The sequence below is a fragment of the Actinomadura formosensis genome, from assembly GCF_050948385.1.
Lineage (GTDB): Bacteria > Actinomycetota > Actinomycetes > Streptosporangiales > Streptosporangiaceae > Spirillospora > Spirillospora formosensis.
The window spans coordinates 5,615,152-5,631,823 of the sequence record NZ_CP192011.1 but is presented as its reverse complement, the minus strand read 5'-3'; the positions used below and the strand labels follow the sequence as shown (position 1 = coordinate 5,631,823).

At 72.2% G+C, this 16,672-nt stretch carries 17 protein-coding genes; 7 read left to right on the top strand and 10 right to left on the bottom strand.

The genetic code is table 11. The features are described from left to right. From ACQP1N_RS26410 to ACQP1N_RS26385, 6 genes are all read left to right on the top strand, one after another. On the top strand, positions 1–1,185 hold the full coding sequence (locus ACQP1N_RS26410) for an acyl-CoA dehydrogenase family protein (RefSeq protein WP_067798080.1): 1,185 nt from the start codon (positions 1–3) through the stop codon (positions 1,183–1,185). An 86-nt stretch (positions 1,186–1,271) separates the two neighbouring features. Continuing rightward, positions 1,272–2,180, top strand: a complete 909-nt coding sequence (locus tag ACQP1N_RS26405) for a VOC family protein (RefSeq protein WP_433227354.1) — start codon at positions 1,272–1,274, stop codon at positions 2,178–2,180. Positions 2,181–2,250: 70 nt separating this feature from the next. After that, complete coding sequence (locus ACQP1N_RS26400; protein WP_433227353.1) at positions 2,251–3,705, top strand: FAD-dependent oxidoreductase; 1,455 nt, start codon at positions 2,251–2,253, stop codon at positions 3,703–3,705. Beyond that, positions 3,702–4,583 (top strand): LLM class F420-dependent oxidoreductase, encoded by an 882-nt coding sequence (locus ACQP1N_RS26395; RefSeq protein ID WP_433227352.1) that lies wholly within the window; start codon positions 3,702–3,704, stop codon positions 4,581–4,583. Before ACQP1N_RS26400 ends, ACQP1N_RS26395 begins: the two co-directional genes overlap by 4 nt. Further along, positions 4,580–5,041, top strand: a complete 462-nt coding sequence (locus ACQP1N_RS26390) for a nuclear transport factor 2 family protein (protein WP_433227351.1) — start codon at positions 4,580–4,582, stop codon at positions 5,039–5,041. The genes ACQP1N_RS26395 and ACQP1N_RS26390 overlap by 4 nt, the downstream gene beginning before the upstream one ends. A gap of 12 nt (positions 5,042–5,053) precedes the next feature. Continuing rightward, positions 5,054–6,634, top strand: coding sequence for an AMP-binding protein (locus ACQP1N_RS26385; RefSeq protein WP_433227350.1), 1,581 nt, complete (start codon positions 5,054–5,056; stop codon positions 6,632–6,634). Positions 6,635–6,656: 22 nt separating this feature from the next. Here the strand turns inward: ACQP1N_RS26385 and ACQP1N_RS26380 are convergent, their stop codons facing one another. From ACQP1N_RS26380 to ACQP1N_RS26350, 7 genes are all read right to left on the bottom strand, one after another. After that, complete coding sequence (locus ACQP1N_RS26380; protein ID WP_433227348.1) at positions 6,657–6,806, bottom strand: hypothetical protein; 150 nt, start codon at positions 6,804–6,806, stop codon at positions 6,657–6,659. 64 nt (positions 6,807–6,870) lie between these two features. Beyond that, the gene (locus tag ACQP1N_RS26375) at positions 6,871–7,740 is read right to left on the bottom strand and encodes a hypothetical protein (RefSeq protein ID WP_433227346.1); all 870 of its coding nucleotides are present in this window, start codon (positions 7,738–7,740) and stop codon (positions 6,871–6,873) included. Further along, positions 7,737–8,264, bottom strand: a complete 528-nt coding sequence (locus ACQP1N_RS26370; protein ID WP_433227344.1) for an RNA polymerase sigma factor — start codon at positions 8,262–8,264, stop codon at positions 7,737–7,739. The genes ACQP1N_RS26375 and ACQP1N_RS26370 overlap by 4 nt, the downstream gene beginning before the upstream one ends. A 116-nt stretch (positions 8,265–8,380) precedes the next feature. Further along, positions 8,381–9,169, bottom strand: a complete 789-nt coding sequence (locus ACQP1N_RS26365) for an SDR family NAD(P)-dependent oxidoreductase (RefSeq protein WP_067798062.1) — start codon at positions 9,167–9,169, stop codon at positions 8,381–8,383. Beyond that, positions 9,166–9,963 (bottom strand): SDR family NAD(P)-dependent oxidoreductase, encoded by a 798-nt coding sequence (locus ACQP1N_RS26360; protein WP_067798059.1) that lies wholly within the window; start codon positions 9,961–9,963, stop codon positions 9,166–9,168. The genes ACQP1N_RS26365 and ACQP1N_RS26360 overlap by 4 nt, the downstream gene beginning before the upstream one ends. Continuing rightward, positions 9,956–10,198, bottom strand: a complete 243-nt coding sequence (locus ACQP1N_RS26355; protein ID WP_067798056.1) for a ferredoxin — start codon at positions 10,196–10,198, stop codon at positions 9,956–9,958. The genes ACQP1N_RS26360 and ACQP1N_RS26355 overlap by 8 nt, the downstream gene beginning before the upstream one ends. Beyond that, on the bottom strand, positions 10,195–11,358 hold the full coding sequence (locus ACQP1N_RS26350; protein ID WP_067798053.1) for a Rieske 2Fe-2S domain-containing protein: 1,164 nt from the start codon (positions 11,356–11,358) through the stop codon (positions 10,195–10,197). Before ACQP1N_RS26350 ends, ACQP1N_RS26355 begins: the two co-directional genes overlap by 4 nt. A gap of 146 nt (positions 11,359–11,504) precedes the next feature. On the opposite strand from ACQP1N_RS26350, the gene hsaA reads away from it, so the two are divergent. Beyond that, positions 11,505–12,677 (top strand): 3-hydroxy-9,10-secoandrosta-1,3,5(10)-triene-9,17-dione monooxygenase oxygenase subunit, encoded by a 1,173-nt coding sequence (gene hsaA / locus ACQP1N_RS26345; protein WP_067798051.1) that lies wholly within the window; start codon positions 11,505–11,507, stop codon positions 12,675–12,677. Positions 12,678–12,719: 42 nt separating this feature from the next. Here the strand turns inward: hsaA and ACQP1N_RS26340 are convergent, their stop codons facing one another. From ACQP1N_RS26340 to ACQP1N_RS26330, 3 genes are all read right to left on the bottom strand, one after another. Continuing rightward, complete coding sequence (locus tag ACQP1N_RS26340; RefSeq protein WP_433227340.1) at positions 12,720–13,682, bottom strand: ferritin family protein; 963 nt, start codon at positions 13,680–13,682, stop codon at positions 12,720–12,722. 198 nt (positions 13,683–13,880) lie between these two features. Then, on the bottom strand, positions 13,881–15,095 hold the full coding sequence (locus tag ACQP1N_RS26335) for an alpha/beta hydrolase family protein (protein WP_433227338.1): 1,215 nt from the start codon (positions 15,093–15,095) through the stop codon (positions 13,881–13,883). 32 nt (positions 15,096–15,127) lie between these two features. After that, on the bottom strand, positions 15,128–16,627 hold the full coding sequence (locus tag ACQP1N_RS26330; RefSeq protein ID WP_067798045.1) for an FAD-binding protein: 1,500 nt from the start codon (positions 16,625–16,627) through the stop codon (positions 15,128–15,130). Positions 16,628–16,672: the final 45 nt, after the last annotated feature.

Genomic DNA, 16,672 nt, shown 5'->3' with positions numbered 1-16,672 from the left:
ATGGCGAACCGCGTGCTTGACACGATCATGGAGCGGGCGGAGCAGATCCGCGAACTCGGCCCGGCCAACGAGTCCCTCGGCCGGCTGGACGACAAGGCCGCGTCGATCCTGCGCGAGTCCGGCGCGATCCGGCTGCTGCAGCCGAAGGAACACGGCGGTCTTGAGGCGCACCCCCGCGAGTTCGCCGAGACGGTGATGGGGACCGCCTCCCTCGACGGCTCCACCGGCTGGATCGCCGGCATCGTCGGCGTCCACCCGTGGGAGATGGCCTACGCGGACCCGAAGGTGCGCCAGGAGGTCTGGGGCGAGGACCCCGACACCTGGATCGCGTCCCCGTACGCGCCCATGGGCATCGCCCGGCCGGTGGACGGCGGCTACATCTTCAACGGCCGCTGGCAGTTCTCGTCCGGCACCGACCACTGCGACTGGATCTTCCTCGGCGGAATGCTGGGCGACGAGGAGGGCAAGATGGCGCAGCCGCCCCGGTCGCTGCACCTGATCCTGCCCCGCTCCGACTACGAGATCGTCGAGGACTCCTGGAACGTCACCGGGCTGAGCGGCACCGGCAGCAAGGACATCATCGTCAAGGACGCCTTCGTCCCGGCGTACCGGACGCTGGAGTACACCAAGGTCGTGGACGGGACCGCGCCGCGCGAGGCCGGGCTGACCAACCCGTCCTACCTGATGCCGTTCTCCTGCGTGTTCCCGCTCGGCATCACCTCCGCGGTGATCGGCATCGCCGAGGGCGCGCTGTACCACCACCTGGCCTACCAGCGGAACCGCGTCCAGATCACCGGCACGAAGATCAAGGACGACCCGTACGTGCTGTACGCGATCAGCGAGGCGGCCGAGGAGATCAAGGCGTCCCGGACGGCGCTGCTCGACAACTGCTCGCGCATGTACGACATGGTCGCCTCCGGGCACGTGCCGACGTTCGCCGAGCGCGCCGCCGGCCGCCGCACCCAGGTGCGCGCGGCGTGGCGGGCGGTGCAGGCGATGACCGAGATCGTGGTCCGGTCCGGCGGCAACGCGATGCGGACCGACAACCCGATCCAGCGGTTCTGGCGGGACGCGCACGTCGGCCTCGCGCACGCGATCCACGTGCCGGGCTCGGTCTACCACGTGTCCGCGCTGACGGACCTGGACATCGAGCCCCCGCAGGGTCCGCTGCGGTCGATGATCTAGACGTTCACTTGCGGCGTGTCGGGGTCATGGGCGCCTTCATAACCCCGACACGCCGCAACTCAACGAAGCAGAAGGGATCGAGGATAGTGACGCAGATCCGAGGGCTGGGTTATCTCAAGGTCCAGACCCGCCACATCGAACGCTGGCGCGAGTTCGCCCTCGACGGGCTCGGGTTCGCCGAGGGCGGCGGCCCCGACCCGGACGGCCTGTACCTGCGCATGGACGAGCGCAGGTCGCGCCTCCAGGTGCTGCCCGGCGACAGCGACCGGGTGCTGGCCGTCGGCTGGGAGGTGCGCGACCAGTACGCGCTCGCCGCCGTCCGCGAGGCCGTCGAGAAGTCCGGGACGGCCGTGACGGCGCTGACCCCCAAGGAGGCGGCCGAACGGGACGCCGAGGAGGTCATCGCCTTCACCGACCCCGGCGGCACCCCCGTCGAGGTGTTCTTCGGCCCGGTGCTCGACCACGGCCCCGTCCGCACCGCCTTCGCGCAGAAGTTCGTCACCGGGCCGCTGGGCATGGGCCACGTCGTCCTGCCGACCCCGAACTTCGCCGAGACCGCCGCGTTCTACAACGAGGTCCTCGGGTTCCTGCCGCGCGGCGCGATGAAGGTCGGCGGCGGTGCGGTGCGGATCCGCTTCATGGGCGTCAACGAGCGGCACCACAGCCTCGCGGTCTGCCCGGCCCCGCACGACGGCGACCCCGGGCTCGTCCACCTGATGGTGGAGGTCGACACCCTGGACGCGGTCGGCATCGCGCTCGACACCGTCAAGGAGAAGGGCTTCTCCATCTCGTCCACGCTGGGCCGGCACACCAACGACAAGATGGTGTCGTTCTACGTCCGGGCGCCCGGCGGCTGGGACATCGAGTACGGCTGCGAGGGCCTGCTCGTGGACGAGACGTACTACACCGCCGAGGAGATCACCAGGGACAGCTACTGGGGTCACGACTGGTCCGGCTCCGAGCCGCTGGCCGCGTTCACCCCGCCCGGGAAGTGATCGAGTGTCCCGTCCTCCAGCCCCCACCCACCACCAATCAATCGACCGAAGGCGTTCTTCCGTCGAGCCGGTGGCGCTGAGCGACATCGGCGAGTTCGACCACGCGTGCGACGTGCTCGTCGTCGGGTTCGGCTGCGCGGGCGCGGCGGCGGCGTTCGAGGCCGCCCGCGCCGGCGCGGACGTCCTGGTGCTGGAGCGGGCGAGCGGCCCCGGCGGCTCGTCCGCGCAGTCCGGCGGCGAGCTGTACCTCGGCGGCGGCACCGAGGTGCAGAAGGCGTGCGGGTTCGACGACGACCCCGACAACATGTACGCCTACCTGGAGGCCGCGCTCGGCCCGAACGCCGACACCGAGAAGATCCGGCTGTACTGCGACGGGAGCGTCGAGCACTTCGCGTGGTTCCGCGAGTGCGGGGTCGCGTTCAACCACAGCCTGCACGACTCGCCGACATGGATGCCCATGTCGGAGGACGGGCTGATGTGGCTGGGGGAGAACTCCTGGCCGTACAACACCCTCGCGCGCCCCGTGCCGCGCGGGCACCGCCCGGCGGCGCGCGGGTTCGGCGGCGGCGTGCTGATGGAGAGGCTGTCGGCCGCCGCGACCGGGGCGGGCGCCGGCGCGCACGTCGACACGCAGGCGACGAACCTCGTCCTGGACGAGACCGGCCGGGTCGCCGGTCTGGTGGCGCGCAGGTACGGCAAGCGGGTCACCTACCGGGCCCGGACGGCGGTGGTCCTCACGACCGGCGGATTCGTCGACAACGAGGAGATGCTCGCCCACCACGCCCCGGTGCTGCTCGGGCACGGCAAGGTCAGCGACGGCCTCGACGACGGCTCCGGCATCCGGATGGCGACCGCGACCGGCGCCGCCACCCGCCGCATGTCGGTGGTCGAGATCGCGCTCACCGCGCTGCCCGCGATGGTCTGCCGCGGCATGCTCGTGGACGGCCTCGGCCGCCGCTTCGTCAACGAGGACGTCTACCCCGGCCACTACAGCGTCCACGCCGTCAGGCACCAGCCCGGCCCCTACTGGACGATCATCGACGAGGAGGGGTACGAGTCCGTCGCGGAGGCGGACCGGTGGGGCGTCCTCCCCAAGTACGTCACCGAGACCCTGGCCGAACTGGAGGAGTCGCTCGGCATGCCCCCCGGCGCCCTGGAGACCACGGTCGAGACGTACAACCGGCACGCGGAGAAGGGCGAGGACCCCTACTTCCACAAGGACGCCAAGTGGCTGCGTCCGCTGAAGTCCCCGTTCGCGGCGATCGACCCGGCCGCGGGCTTCTTCGGCGGCGGCGCCGGGCAGGGCACCGGCGCGGCCGGGTTCACGCTCGGCGGGCTGCACACGTCCGTGGACGGCGAGGTCCTGAACCACTCGGGCGACCCGGTGCCCGGCCTGTACGCGGCCGGCCGCGCGGCGTCCGGGATGCACGGCGAGGGCTACGTCAGCGGGACGTCCCTCGGCGACGGCACGTTCTTCGGCCGCCGCGCCGGACGCGCCGCCGCACGCGGGAAGGGATCGGAGTGAAGTACGCCGTCCTGCTCCCCGTGGCCGCGGGCGTCACCGCCGATCCGGCGTGGATCGGCGGGTACGTCCGGCACGCCGAGGCGTGCGGCTTCGAGTCGGTCGGCGCGGTCGAGCACGCGGTGGTGGCGAGCGGCTACGCCAGCGTCTACCCCTACGACGCGTCGGGCCGCATGGAACTGGCCGACGACCTGGACATCCCCGACCCGCTCGACCTGCTGGCGTTCCTCGCCGGCCGGACGTCCCGGATCGGCCTGGCCACCGGCGTGCTCGTCCTGCCCAACCACCATCCGGTGGTGCTCGCCAAGCGGCTCGCCACGATCGACGCGCTGTCCGGCGGGCGGCTGCGGCTCGTCGTCGGCATGGGCTGGATGCGCGAGGAGATCGAGGCGTGCGGCGCCGACTTCGGCTCGCGCGGCCGCCGCGGCGACGAGCAGCTCCAGGTGCTCCGCAAGCTGTGGGCCGACACCGCCCCCGAGGGCGCCGCCCACGACGGGGAGTTCTTCCGGTTCAAGGGCGCGATGAGCTACCCGAAACCCGTCCAGGAGGGCGGGGTGCCGATCCACGTCGGCGGCCACACCAGGGCCGCCGCCCGCCGCGCCGGCCGCTACGGCGACGGCCTCCAGCCGCTCGGCGTGGCCGGTGACGAGCTCCGGTCGCTGGTCGCGCTGATGCGGGAGGAGGCGGACGGGAACGGCCGCGACCCGGACGCGCTCGAACTCACCCTCGGCCACTCCCTCTCCGCGGTCACACCGGAGAAGGCGGAGAAACTGCGGGGCCTCGGCGCGGACCGTCTCGTCCTGCGCGGAAAGCCGACGAAGGACCTGAACGAGGCGAAGGACGAACTCTCGGCGTGCGCCGAGCGCCTGGGCCTGCCATGACGCTCGGAACGGGCGACCGGGTCGAACTGCTCGACCTCGTCGCCCGGTACGCGCTGTACGCCGACCGCCGCGACCTGCCCGCCCTCGCCGGGCTGTTCACCGCCGACGCCGTCCTCGTCCTGCCGGACGCGCCCCGAGAGCTGCACCCGGCGCGGACCTTCACCGGACGGGACGAGATCGCCGGCGCGCTGTCGTCCCTCAACGCGATCCCGCTCACCTTCCACGAGCTCGCAGGGCAGGTCCTCGACGCCGCCGGCCCGGACGCGGCGACGGGGCACATCGCCTGCGTCGCCCACCACCTCACCGAACGCGAGCCCGGCAAGCCGTCCGACCTGGCCTGGCACCTGCGCTACACCGACACCTACCGGCGCTCGGCCGGCGGCTGGCGGTTCGCGAGCCGCGCCCTCCAGATCGACTTCATCGAGACCCGCCCCGTCCGGAGGTGGCGCGATGCCTGACAAGGGAGTGCCATGCCAGCGCTGCACGACGACCGTCCCGCCCACGAGGTCACGTTCGCCGAACTGGTCGCGGCCCGCGCCGATGACGACCGGACGGCCCTGTGCTTCGAGGACTCCTCCTGGACGTGGCGCGAGGTCATCGCCGAGGCCCGCCGCCGGGCGACCCTGGCCCGAGCGGCCGGCGGCCACGTGGGACTCTTCCTGGAGAACGGCCCGGAGCACCTCTTCTGGCTCCTGGGGGCGGCCCTCGCCGGCGTCCCGGTCGTCGAACTGAACCCGACCCGCCGGGGCGCCGAACTGGCCCGCGACATCACCCACACCGACTGCGCCCTGCTGGTCACCGAGACCTCGCGTACGCCGCTGCTCGAAGGGCTGGCGGACGTCCCGTCCCTGACCGTCGACACCCCCGCCCACACCGAACGCCCGGCCGCCGTCGAAGCCGCCGGCCTCCCCCGGGTCGGGCCGGAGACGATCTTCTCCCTGGTGTTCACGTCGGGCACGACATCGGCCCCCAAGGCGGTCGTCTGCTCCCAGGGGCGGCTGGGCCGGATCGCCGTCCAGCAGCGCGACCGCCGCGGCCTCACCCGTGACGACGTGTTCTACGTCGTCATGCCGATGTTCCACTCGAACGCCCTGATGGCCGGAATCGCGCCCGCCGTCGCGACGGGCGGCCGCATCGCGCTCCGCCGCAAGTTCTCGGCCTCGGGCTTCCTCCCGGACGTCCGCCGCTACGGCGTGACGTTCTTCAACTACGTCGGCAAGCCCCTCAGCTACGTCCTGGCCGTCCCGGAGAAGCCGGACGACGCCGACAACCCGCTCCGCATCGCCTTCGGCAACGAGGCGAACGAGCGTGACATCCACGAGTTCGCCCGCCGCTTCGGCTGCACCGTCATCGACTCGTACGGCTCCAGCGAAGGCGAGATCCGGCTCAACCGCGTCCCGGGCACGCCCCCCGGTTCCCTGGGCGTGGCCGAAGCCGGCACGGTCGTCATCGACCCGGAAACCCTCCAGGAGTGCCCCCGCGCCAAGTTCGACGAGAACGGCGCGCTGCTCAACGCCGAGGAGGCCATAGGCGAGATCGTCGACACCATGGGCGCCGCCAAATTCGAGGGCTACTACAACAACCCGGAGGCGACGGCGAAACGCGTCCGCAACGGCTGGACGTGGTCGGGCGACCTCGCCTACCGCGACGAGGCCGGCTACTGGTACTTCGCCGGCCGCAACGACGACTGGCTGCGCGTGGACGGCGAGAACTTCGCCGCGGCCCCCGTGGAACGCCTCCTGGCCCGCTACGAACCCTTCACGGACGTGGCCGTCTACGCCGTCCCGGACGACCACGTGGGCGACCAGGTGATGGCGGCCGTGACCATGGCGCCGAGCCGGACCTTCGACCCCGCCGACTTCACCGAGTTCCTCAAGGCCCAGCCCGACCTGGGCACAAAGTGGACGCCCCGCTACATCCGCCTGGTCGAGGAACTACCCCGCACCCCCACCAACAAGGTCATCAAACGAACCCTCCGCGAAACCGCCCACCACACCCCGGACCCCATCTACGAACACCACGCCGGCACCTACACCCTCCGCACCCCCTGATCGTCCGCACCACCGGGTGTGATCAAGCCTCGCGGACGGCCAGGTCGAAGGGCTGCACCCGGGCCGCCCTCACCCGGACCCGGACCTCCCCGGGGCCGGGCTCCGGCGTCGGAACGTCCAGGACCTGGAGAACCTCCGGTCCACCCGGCTCATCGAATCCCGCGGCCCGCATGATCGACCCCCTTCGTCGTCGGTCATGCGGGACGCCAGGGCCTCAACCGAACTTGAGGTCAAGCTCAGCCGTCCGGGGTCGGCTGCGGGTCGTTCTTGACCGGGGTGACCAGGAGGCCGACCGAATCGGAGCTCCGCATCCATGCGCCGGTGACGCGGCGGCCGTCGGCCGGACGCCAGGACTCGGGCGGGTTCCACCCCCCGCCCGACCCGTCGGGCTTGAACTCGCCGAGGAAGAAGGCCCAGGTCAGGTTCCTGCTCCGCAGGTCCGCGAGCGCCTGGCCGACGGTCCGGCCGGTGAGGTGGAGGCTCGCCGGGCGGTCGCCCCGCGCCGGAGTGGCGTCCTGGTAGATCTCGCCGGGGCGGGCCTTGCGGCCGATGACGATGTCGGCGCCCTCCTGCTGGAACAGCGCGCCGCCGAGCCGGACCTTCAGCGGGCAGGCCGCCTGGCCGGGCGGGCATTGCAGGACGGTGGTCTCCGTGCCGGTCACCCCGCCGGGCGGGATCTGGCCCTCGCGGGTCGCGTGCAGCGAACCGGTCCGGATCACGGTGCGTTCGCGGCCCGGGGACACCGGGACGATGCTGAGCCTGGCGTCGAGGCCGACCTTCGCGAACGCCTCCCGGAACTCGCGCTGGCCGGCGTAGGCGTCCTTGACCTCCACCTCGTATTCGCCGCCCTTGACCTCGACCCGCACGGCGGCGTTGGCGTAGCTGCGCAGCGGGCCCGAGTCCTGGACGGGCAGTACGAACACGGCCGCGGCCGCGACGCCGGCGGCGGCCACCGCGCCGATCGCGAGGCGGGGGACGCGGCGGTGGCGGCGAGGTGCGAGGGCGGTGACGCCGGCGAGCAGTTCCCGCCCGGCCGGGCCGGACGGCTCGCTCGTGATGTCGTCGTCGTGCACGGGGTTCAGGCCCGCGACGAGGTCGTCGATCATGTCGCACTCCTCTGCAGGGCGGGCGTGACCTGCCCGGGACGGTCGATGCCGGCGGCCCGCAGGGCGCGGGCGAAGCGGCGGCGGGCGCGGTGCAGCCGGATGCTCACCGCGTTGTGGGAGCAGCCGAGCACCGTGGCGATCTCGGCGACGGACAGGCCCTCCCAGGCGACGAGGGCGAGCAGTTCCCGGTCGCGGCCGGGCAGGGCGCGGAAGACGTCCGCCACGGGTGTCTCGTCCCGTGCCGGGGTGATCGACGCGAGTTCGGCGCGCAGTGCCGCCGTCTTCAGCGAGTGGCGCAGCACGCCGCGCCGGTGGTTGGCGAGGACGCGGCGCGCCACCCCGTACAGCCACAGCCGGGCCTCGTCGCCCGCGGGCATGTCGGCGGCGCGCCGCCAGGCGGTCGCGAAGGTCTCGGCGACGACGTCGGCGGCGTCCTCGGGGGTGTCGCAGCGGCGCAGCGCGTAGCCGAGCAGCGGTTTGTAGGTCGCGGCGTAGACGGCCGCGAACTCGTCCTCATCCATCATCGGGGATCCTTGGCATGTGGCCTCCTGGAGTCGGTGGTCACCTGCTCATGTCGGGACGTCCCCGAATCTTTCATCCCGTCCGCGCCGCCGCCTCTACCAGGCACGGGCCGGGGGCATCAGGACGGCTTGGGCAGCATTCTCCGCATGGCGGCGTGCGCGCCGGCGACCAGGCGGTCGCGGGGGAAGCCCGCGCGTTTCCGCGCCATCTCGTAGTTGCCGCCCGCGACCCAGACCGGGCCGTCCTTCAGGTGCTCAAGGCCCTCGCGGGCGATGTCGTCGGGTTCGGCGACGTTGAGGCCCGGCATGTCCATGTTGAGGCCGGCGCGTTCCATTGCCGGGGTGCGGGTCACGCCGAGGACGAGTTCCAGCACGTCCACCCCGTGCTCGCGGAGCTCCAGCCAGAGCCCTTCGGCGAAGATCCGGCCGAACGCCTTGACGGCCGAGTAGATGCTGATCTGCGGCTGGCCCATGTAGCCGGCGAGCGAGCCGACCAGCAGGATGCCGCCGCGGCCGCGCTCCTTCATCAGCCCGCCGAAGTGGTGCGTGAAGGCCAGTTGCGCGGTGATGTTGAGGTCGATGACGCCCTGGAAGCGCTCCAGGTCGCCGGTGACGAACTCGTGGCCGTAGCTGTTCGCGCCCGCATTGAAGATCAGCAGGCCGACGTCCAGGCCGTCGGTGAGCTCGCGGACCTTCTTCAGCGGGTCGGGGGAGACCAGGTCCAGTTCCAGGGTCCGGACCCGCACCCCCTTCGCCCGGACGGCCGCCGCGGTCTCCGCCAGCGGGCCGGGCTTGCGGGCGATCAGCACCAGGTTCAGGCCCGCGTCGGCGAGCCGGTGGGCGAACGCGGCGCCGACCCCCTCCGAGCCGCCCGCGATGACGGCCCACGGGCCGTATTCGTCGATCATTGTTCTCCGTCCAGGTCCGGGGTCCAGGCGACGCCGTTGATGTGCGCGCCGCCGTCCACGAACAGGGTGTTTCCGGTCAGGTAGCGGGCGCCCTCGGACGCCAGGAACACCGCCACCGGTGCGATGTCGGTCTCCGGGTCGCCGAGGCGGCCCATCGGGTTGGCGCGGTCGGCGGCGGCCTCGATCTCCGGATGCCCGGCCGCCATCCGCCGGAACGCGGCGCTCTTGGCCCCCGGGCAGATCGCGTTGACGACGACGCCCGCCGGCGCCCATTCGCGGGCGGCCGTGCGGGTCAGCGTCCGCAGCGCCTCCTTGGCCGAGTTGTACTCCAGGGTCCCCATGTGGGCGTTGACCCCGTTCAGCGAGCACATGTTGATGACGCGTCCCCACCCGCGCGCCTTCATGTGGGGAAACGCCGCCCGCATCGCCCAGAACGGGCCGTAGTAGCCCATGGCGAAGCCGCGGGCGAGCTGGTCGTCGGTCTTGGTCTCGACGCGGCTCACCGTCCCGGCGCCCCAGGCGTTGTTGACCAGGACGTCCACCGACCCCCACGTCTCGACGGCCGCCGCGACCATGCCCAGAACCTGCGTTCTGTCGGTGACGTCGGTCTGGACGAACAGGGCCTCCGCCCCGAACTCGTCGGCCAGTTCCCGTGCCGTCCGGGCACCGCCGTCCGGATCCAGCTCCGCCACCAGGACGCGGGCGCCCTCGGCGGCGAAGCGGCGGGCGACGCCTCGTCCGATACCGTCGCCCGCGCCGGTCACGACCGCGACCCGCCCGGCGAGCTCACCCATCGACGACCTTGAGGGCGCCGGTGAGCGCCGCCTCCTGGATCGCCGAGCGCAGCGCCGGGCAGGTCTCGTGCGGGTCCTCGTCGAGGTTCACGCACGCGGCCCGCGCGGCGGCGCTCCACTGGATGCTCGTCTGCTCCCAGCTCGACTTGCGCACCAGTACCCCGGCGGCGCAGCGGCGGCAGGAGACGGGCACCAGCGGACCGTCCAGGAGGCGTTCGTCCTGGCGGGAGGTCACGCCGAGGCCCCCTCGGCCTCCCGGCGCGCGAGGTTCTCGGCGACCTCCTTCTCCCACGACTCGACCGGGCGGGTCGTGTCGATCTCGTACTCGAAGCGGTCCGTCATCTCCGGCTTGACGTCGGCGGCGTTCACGTAGAACTGCTCGTACCAGCGGCGCAGCTGGTAGACGGGCCCGTCCTCCTCGCACAGCAGCGGGTTGTCGATGCGGGTCTTGTTCCGCCAGATCTCGATGTCCTGCTCGAAACCGGCCAGGATGAAGTCCGACAGCTTCTGCGCGGTCGCCTCCGCCGCCTCGGGCGGCAGCGCGTCGCTGTGCTGGACGATGATGCCCGAGTGCAGCGAGAAGGACTTCTCGTCGATCGGGTAGTGGCAGTTGATCAGGATGGAGCTGAGGTCGTACCCCTCGTAGTGGTACGTCAGCTCGTCGATCATGAAGGAGGGGCCGTGGTAGGCCGCGACGGAGGTGTTGCCGAGCATCCGCGGCCCGCCCCCGCTACCCTCCCGCTGCTGGCGGGCGTCCTCCCGGCTCCGGCCCTTCATGATCTGCGTGGCGGTGTGGCCCTCGAAGATGTTCTTGAAGTACGTCGGGAACGACTTGTGGATGTAGAAGAAGTGCGCCATGTCGACGATGTTGTCCATGACCTCGCGCGCGTTGGTGTGGACGACCGTCTCCGTCCAGCGCCAGTCGGTCCAGTCGTCGCGGGTCGCGCCCTCGATCTGCGGGATCGTCACGTCCGCCGGCGGCTTGTTGCCCTCCGGGTCGTTCCAGACGAACAGCAGTTTGTCCTGCTCCAGCGTCGGCCACGCGGAGGTGCGGGCGCGCAGCGGGACGCGGCGCGAGTACGGGATCGACTTGCAGCGCCCGTCGCCGCCCCAGCGCCAGTCGTGGAACGGGCAGGCGATCTCGTTGCCCTTGACCGTGCCCTGGGACAGGTCGCCGCCCATGTGCCGGCAGTAGGCGTCCAGGACGTTCGTCTTCCCGTCCGCGCCGGTGAAGACCACGAGCTTCTGCCCGAACGCGTGGACGGTGTGGGGCTTGCCGTCCTTGAACTTGTCGGCGAGCCCGAGACAGTGCCATCCCCGGGCGAAACGGCGGGAGATCGCCTCCGCCTCGATGGCGCGGACGGCGTCCGACTCGGTTGCGGTCACGTGGATCATCCCTTCGGCGATGGATGGGTGATTCGAACGTTAGGACGCAGGTCACCGTCCCGACCGGCGAGTCCCGGTGGCCGGGACGCGGGGGTCCGCGGCGATACGCGAGCATGGTCTCCTGCAAAGGCCGCAATAGGAAAGGGAGGGCGGGGATGAGCGGGAGTGAAGAGGTCCTGGACGCCGTGCGCGGGTTGCTGCCGGGGATCGCGGAGCGGGCCCGGTCCGTGGACGAGAAGGGGCGCATTCCCGCCGAGACGATGCGGGAGCTGACGGCCGCCGGGGTGTTCCGGATGCTGCAGCCCACCCGGTACGGCGGCGCCGAGACCGACCCGGTCGCCTTCTACGAGGTGGTCCGGGAGATCTCCGGGGCCTGCGGCTCGACCGGCTGGGTCGCCGCGATCCTCGGCGTCCACTCCTGGCATCTCGGCCTGTTCGCGGACGAGGCGCAGCGCGAGGTGTGGGGGGCCGGCCCGGACACGCTCATCTCCTCGTCCTACGCGCCGATCGGCCGGCTGACCCCGGTCGACGGCGGCTACGAGGTGACGGGACGCTGGTCGTTCTCGTCCGGTGTCGAGTTCGCCTCCTGGGCCCTTCTCGGCGCGCTCGTCGTCGGCGCGGAGGGACGCCCGGTCGACTTCATGACGGTGCTGGTCCCCAGGCAGGACTTCGAGGTCCGCGAGGTGTGGGACTCGATGGGCCTGCGCGGCACCGCCAGCGACGACATCGTCGTGGAGAAGGCGTTCGTCCCGTCCCACCGGGCGATGCGCAACTTCGAGCAGGCGCAGCTCCGCAACCCCGGCCGCAAGGTCAACACCGGCCCGCTGTACCGGATGCCGTTCGGGACGATCTTCACCAGCACCGTCACCGCCAGCGTGATCGGGATGGCGGCCGGCTGCCACGCGATGTACGTGGCGAAGATGCGCGACCGGATCCGGCTGAGCCTCGGCGGCGGCCGGTTCGTCGAGGACCCGCACGCCCAGGTCGCCGTGGCCCGCGCCGCGTCCGAGATCGACGCCGCGATCCTGCAGACGGACCGGAACATCCGGGAGATCTACGAGTACGCGGCGCGCAACGAGAAGATCCCGATGGAACTGCGGCTGCGCGCCCGCCGCGACCAGGTCCGCGGCACCGAGCGCGCCATCCAGGCGATCGACATCCTGTTCAAGACCGCCGGCGGGAACTCCCTGCACCGCGGCAACGTCATCGAGCGTGCCTGGCGCGACGCCCACGCCGGCAGCGTCCACGTGGCGAACGACGTCGAACACGCCCTCTCCATGTGGGGCCGGGGCGTGTTCGGCCTCAAGGTCGAAGACAACCTGGTGTGACCACGGCGCACGCCGCCGGCGGCGGCGTGCGCCGTGCGCCCGTCAGGAATCGGTGCGCGCCATGTGGCGGTAGTGGTGGAGATGGCGGAGCGCCCGCAGGAACGCCCGCGCGTGCGCGGCCTCGTCCCCGGCGATCTCCGTGAAGAGCTCCGCTGCCTTGCAGTCGCCCTCGGCCCGGGCGACGCGTGCGAACCCGGGGTACATCGTGGTGGCCTCGTAGGTCTCGCCGGCGATGCTTCTGCGCAGGTTGTCCGCGGTGCGGTGGACGAGCCCGGCGAGGACGGCCTCCCCGGCGAAGTGCTCGGTCAGCTCCACCGCGGCGGCGCGCTGGAACAGCCGCGCCAGCTCCGGGCTGCGGGCCTCGGCGTGCTCGGCGTAGAGCGTGTACTTGGCGTTCGCGAACGCCTCGCCGCGCATGGCGGTTTCGAGGTTGCGGAGCGTCCTCGCCGAACGCACCTTCGGCTTGCCCGCGGGGACCTGGACGGGTTCGGGAGCGAATCCCTCGGGGATGCGCCCGCGGTGGTAGGTGATGGCGTACAGCGCCTTCTCGAACTGGCGGGCGTGCCGCTTCTCGTCGCGGGCGATCTCCATGAACAGGCGGGCGGCGTTGTAGTCCTTGTCCTGCCACGCCTCCCTGGCGAACCGCGGGTACATGTACGTCGCCTCTTCCCGCTCGCCCCTGATGCTCTCGCGCAGGTTGGCCGCGTCGCCGCGGACGAAGTGGATGAGGCCCGCCTCGCCGGTGAAGTGGTCGTGGAGTTCGGTGTGCGCGGTCTTCGCGAACAGGACCCGCACCTTGCCCAGCCCCTCGCGCCCGGCCTGCTGGGCGTAGAAGTGGTAGCTCGCGTGCGCCATGGCCTCACCGTGCATCGCGGTGAGCGTGTTGCGCCGGGTCTTGGCGGGGGTCTCCTCTCCCGCGGACGCGGCCGGCACTAACGTCCCGATCAGCATCGCCGTTGTACAGGCGAGGCCGGCGCAGGTTCGGGTGAACCTTGCTGCGGTCATCTTCTCTTCCTCCTCGATTGCCCGGCAGACACCAGGACTGTATGTCACTCCATGCAGTTGATCAGCTACTACATGTAGTGATCCCTGGTCATCGCTACCACCCGATTCGAGCCCGGATTCGGCCAAGCCGATGCCATGGCATGGAGGCGGCCGGTGCGTGGTCTCGTCCGACCGCGGGGACGAGACCGCGCACTCCGGTCAGCAGGTCGGTTGAGGAGTCCGGCCGTCGCGGATGTCCTGGGCGAACTTCAGGGACGTTTCGAAGGAGGCGCCGATGCCGCCTCGGTGATCGGCGCCGTCGAACGTCCGGTAGGTGATGCCCCCGTAGCGCTTGCAGAGGTCGTTCACGATGTTCCGCGTCGCGGCGGGGGAGACCTCGCGGTCGGCGGTGCCCTGGGCGACCAGCGTCGGGACCTCCAGCTCCAGGCCGAGGGCCTCCTGCGAGTTGTAGTAGGTCTCGAACGCGGTGAGGTCCGCGCCGGGACGGAACACCTTGTGCAGCGGGAGGTCCGCGCTGAGCCGCTTGAGCTGGGCGAGGCACGCGCCGGTGCGTCCGGCCTTGGCCACCGCCCCGGCCTCGTCGGTCAGCAGGTCCTCGGGGACCATCGACGGGTCGGCCGCGTATGCGCCGTTGAGCAGGACGAACAGGAACGGCAGCGCCACCTCCGCACCCGGGTACTGCGCCTTGACGTAGACGGCCGTCTGGCTCATGTTGGAGCCGGGCGCGATCGACACGGCGCCCTTGAGGCGGATGTCGCGCGGCTTCTGCCGGGCCGCCGCCGTGTACAGCGTCGCCTGGCCGCCCTGGCTGTGCCCGGCGACGAACCAGTCACGTCCGATGCGGGGGTCGGCCCTGCGGGCGGCGCGGACGATGTCGGTGACCGTGTTCGCCTCGCTGACGCCGTTCATGTACGGGTGCCCGCCGGGCGTGCCGAGGCCCTCGTAGTCGGTCTGGACGACGGCGAACCCGTGCGCGACCCACTTGTCCAGGTACGCCTCGGTGACCGACAGGTAGTCGTGCGCCGGGCCGTCCGCGGCGTCGGCGGACGGGGCGCAGATGTCGGCGGTCCCCGTCGTCCCGTGCGCCCAGCTCAGCACCGGCCAGCCGCCGCGCGGCGCCCTGCCCTTCGGGACGGCGACGGTGCCCGACACCGTGATCCGCTTCCCGCCCACGCCTTCGGAGGTGTAGGTGATGAACCGGTTGGCGGACGCGCTGGGCAGCGCCGCCGCGTTCGTCAGCGGGCGCTGGCCGAGCAGCGTCCCGCGCTGCCCCGCCGGGACGGCGCCTGCGTTCACGGGGCCGGCGTTCACAGCGTCGGCGTTCACGGGGCCGGCGCCGACCGCGACGGCGGCGAGGCCGATCGCCCCCGCGCAGGCGATCGCCGTGACGGTGCGTGTTCTGAGGGATCTCATGCGTGGTTCCTCCTGATGTCCTGCGAGGGGTCTCACGTGTGGTTCCTTCTGATGTCCTGCACGGCGCGGTAGGCGAACGCCATCGCCGACCCGATCGGGATGCCGGGCCCCGGGTAGACGGGGCCGGTGAACGACGCACTGGTGTTGCCCGCGGCGTAGAGGCCGGGGATGGGACGGTCCGAGCCGTCCAGGACGCGGCCGTCGGGGTCGGTGCGCAGCCCGCCCTTCGTCCCGAGGTCGCTGAGGACGACCTCCGCCGCGTAGTACGGGGGTTCGCCGACGGCGACGACGCACGGCCTGCCGCCGGAGAAGTACCGGTCGTAGGGGTCTTCGCCGCGGTGGAAGTCGTCGTCCACGCCCTTCTCGGCGAAGCCGTTGAACCGCTCGACCGTCTCGGCCAGCGTGCCCGCGGGCAGGCCGGTCTTCGCGGCCAGGCCGGCGAGCGTGTCCGCCCGGACCCACGCGCCCGACGCCAGTTGCCCGTCCGCCGCCAGGGGCGGGACGGAGATCGCCGGCAGCCCGCCCGAGCGCGCGTCCCAGATCAGGTGGAAGGGGCCCTCGGCGGCGGCCATCCGCCGCCCCATCTGGTCGTAGGGGAGCGACTCGTTGGCGAACCGGCGTCCCGAGCCGTCCACGATGAGCCCGCCGCGGAAGCCGAGCGTGAACGCGGGCAGGCCGTCCGGGGTGCGGAGCCCGGGGCAGAACCACGCCTGGTCGAGCAGGCCGGTGGACGCGCCGATCCGCGCCGCCGCCTCGATCGCGTCGCCGGTGTTCGCGCCGTCCGGCGCCATCGTCTGGTCCGCGCCGCCCGGCACGCCGCGTGCGGCCCGCAACCCGGCGGACGCCTCGAACCCGCCCGCGGCCAGCAGCACGCCGCGCGCCGCCCGGAGCCGCAGCGGCCCGGCCCGCACGCCGGCGACCCTGCCGTCCGCCACGATCAGCCCGGTCAGGGGGGTCTCGGTCCGGACGACGCCGTTGCCGGTCGCGGTGAGCGCCAGCAGCAGCCGGCCGATCAGCGCCCGGCCCTGCGCCAGCGGCCTGGACGCCGCGTGCCCGCGCCCCGCCCTGTCCCGGTCGACCGGCGGGCGCACCAGCCCGGCCAGGTCCCCGAGCCGGTCCGCGGGCAGGTCGAGGGGGACGAACGAGCGCCCCATGTCCAGGCGGCCCGGCGCGGCGAAGTAGTCGGGGAAGGCGCGCCACTCGAACTCCAGCGCCGGGTCCTTCTCCAGGAACTCCACCAGTTCGGGCGCCGTCTCCAGGAACGCCTCGCGGTGCGCCGCGCCGTCGTCGCCGAGCAGCGCCCGCAGGTAGGTGCGCGCCGACTCGGTCGAGTCCGCGATCCCGGCCCGCTCCTGCACCCGCGTCCCGGGCAGCCAGATCGCCGCACCCGAGTACGCGGACGTCCCGCCGAGCACCTTCGTCTTCTCCAGGACGGCCGTCCGCAGCCCGCTCGCGGCGGCGGCGAGCGCCCCGGTCATCGCGCCGGCCCCCGAGCCGGCCACCACCACGTCGTACTCGTCGTCCCAGGTCATGTGATGTCCCCTCCCTCGGGATCAGCGCGCGCACAACGTAAGCGC

What these genes read in the sequence shown, in the direction of transcription:
- ACQP1N_RS26410 (WP_067798080.1), top strand. Translation starts at nt 1, where the DNA reads ATGGCGAACCGCGTGCTTGACACGATCATGGAGCGGGCGGAGCAGATC.
- ACQP1N_RS26390 (WP_433227351.1), top strand. Translation starts at nt 4,580, where the DNA reads ATGACGCTCGGAACGGGCGACCGGGTCGAACTGCTCGACCTCGTCGCC.
- ACQP1N_RS26385 (WP_433227350.1), top strand. Translation starts at nt 5,054, where the DNA reads ATGCCAGCGCTGCACGACGACCGTCCCGCCCACGAGGTCACGTTCGCC.
- ACQP1N_RS26380 (WP_433227348.1), bottom strand. Translation starts at nt 6,806, where the DNA reads ATGCGGGCCGCGGGATTCGATGAGCCGGGTGGACCGGAGGTTCTCCAG.
- ACQP1N_RS26375 (WP_433227346.1), bottom strand. Translation starts at nt 7,740, where the DNA reads ATGATCGACGACCTCGTCGCGGGCCTGAACCCCGTGCACGACGACGAC.
- ACQP1N_RS26370 (WP_433227344.1), bottom strand. Translation starts at nt 8,264, where the DNA reads ATGATGGATGAGGACGAGTTCGCGGCCGTCTACGCCGCGACCTACAAA.
- ACQP1N_RS26365 (WP_067798062.1), bottom strand. Translation starts at nt 9,169, where the DNA reads ATGATCGACGAATACGGCCCGTGGGCCGTCATCGCGGGCGGCTCGGAG.
- ACQP1N_RS26360 (WP_067798059.1), bottom strand. Translation starts at nt 9,963, where the DNA reads ATGGGTGAGCTCGCCGGGCGGGTCGCGGTCGTGACCGGCGCGGGCGAC.
- ACQP1N_RS26350 (WP_067798053.1), bottom strand. Translation starts at nt 11,358, where the DNA reads ATGATCCACGTGACCGCAACCGAGTCGGACGCCGTCCGCGCCATCGAG.
- hsaA (WP_067798051.1), top strand. Translation starts at nt 11,505, where the DNA reads ATGAGCGGGAGTGAAGAGGTCCTGGACGCCGTGCGCGGGTTGCTGCCG.
- ACQP1N_RS26340 (WP_433227340.1), bottom strand. Translation starts at nt 13,682, where the DNA reads ATGACCGCAGCAAGGTTCACCCGAACCTGCGCCGGCCTCGCCTGTACA.
- ACQP1N_RS26335 (WP_433227338.1), bottom strand. Translation starts at nt 15,095, where the DNA reads ATGAGATCCCTCAGAACACGCACCGTCACGGCGATCGCCTGCGCGGGG.
- ACQP1N_RS26330 (WP_067798045.1), bottom strand. Translation starts at nt 16,627, where the DNA reads ATGACCTGGGACGACGAGTACGACGTGGTGGTGGCCGGCTCGGGGGCC.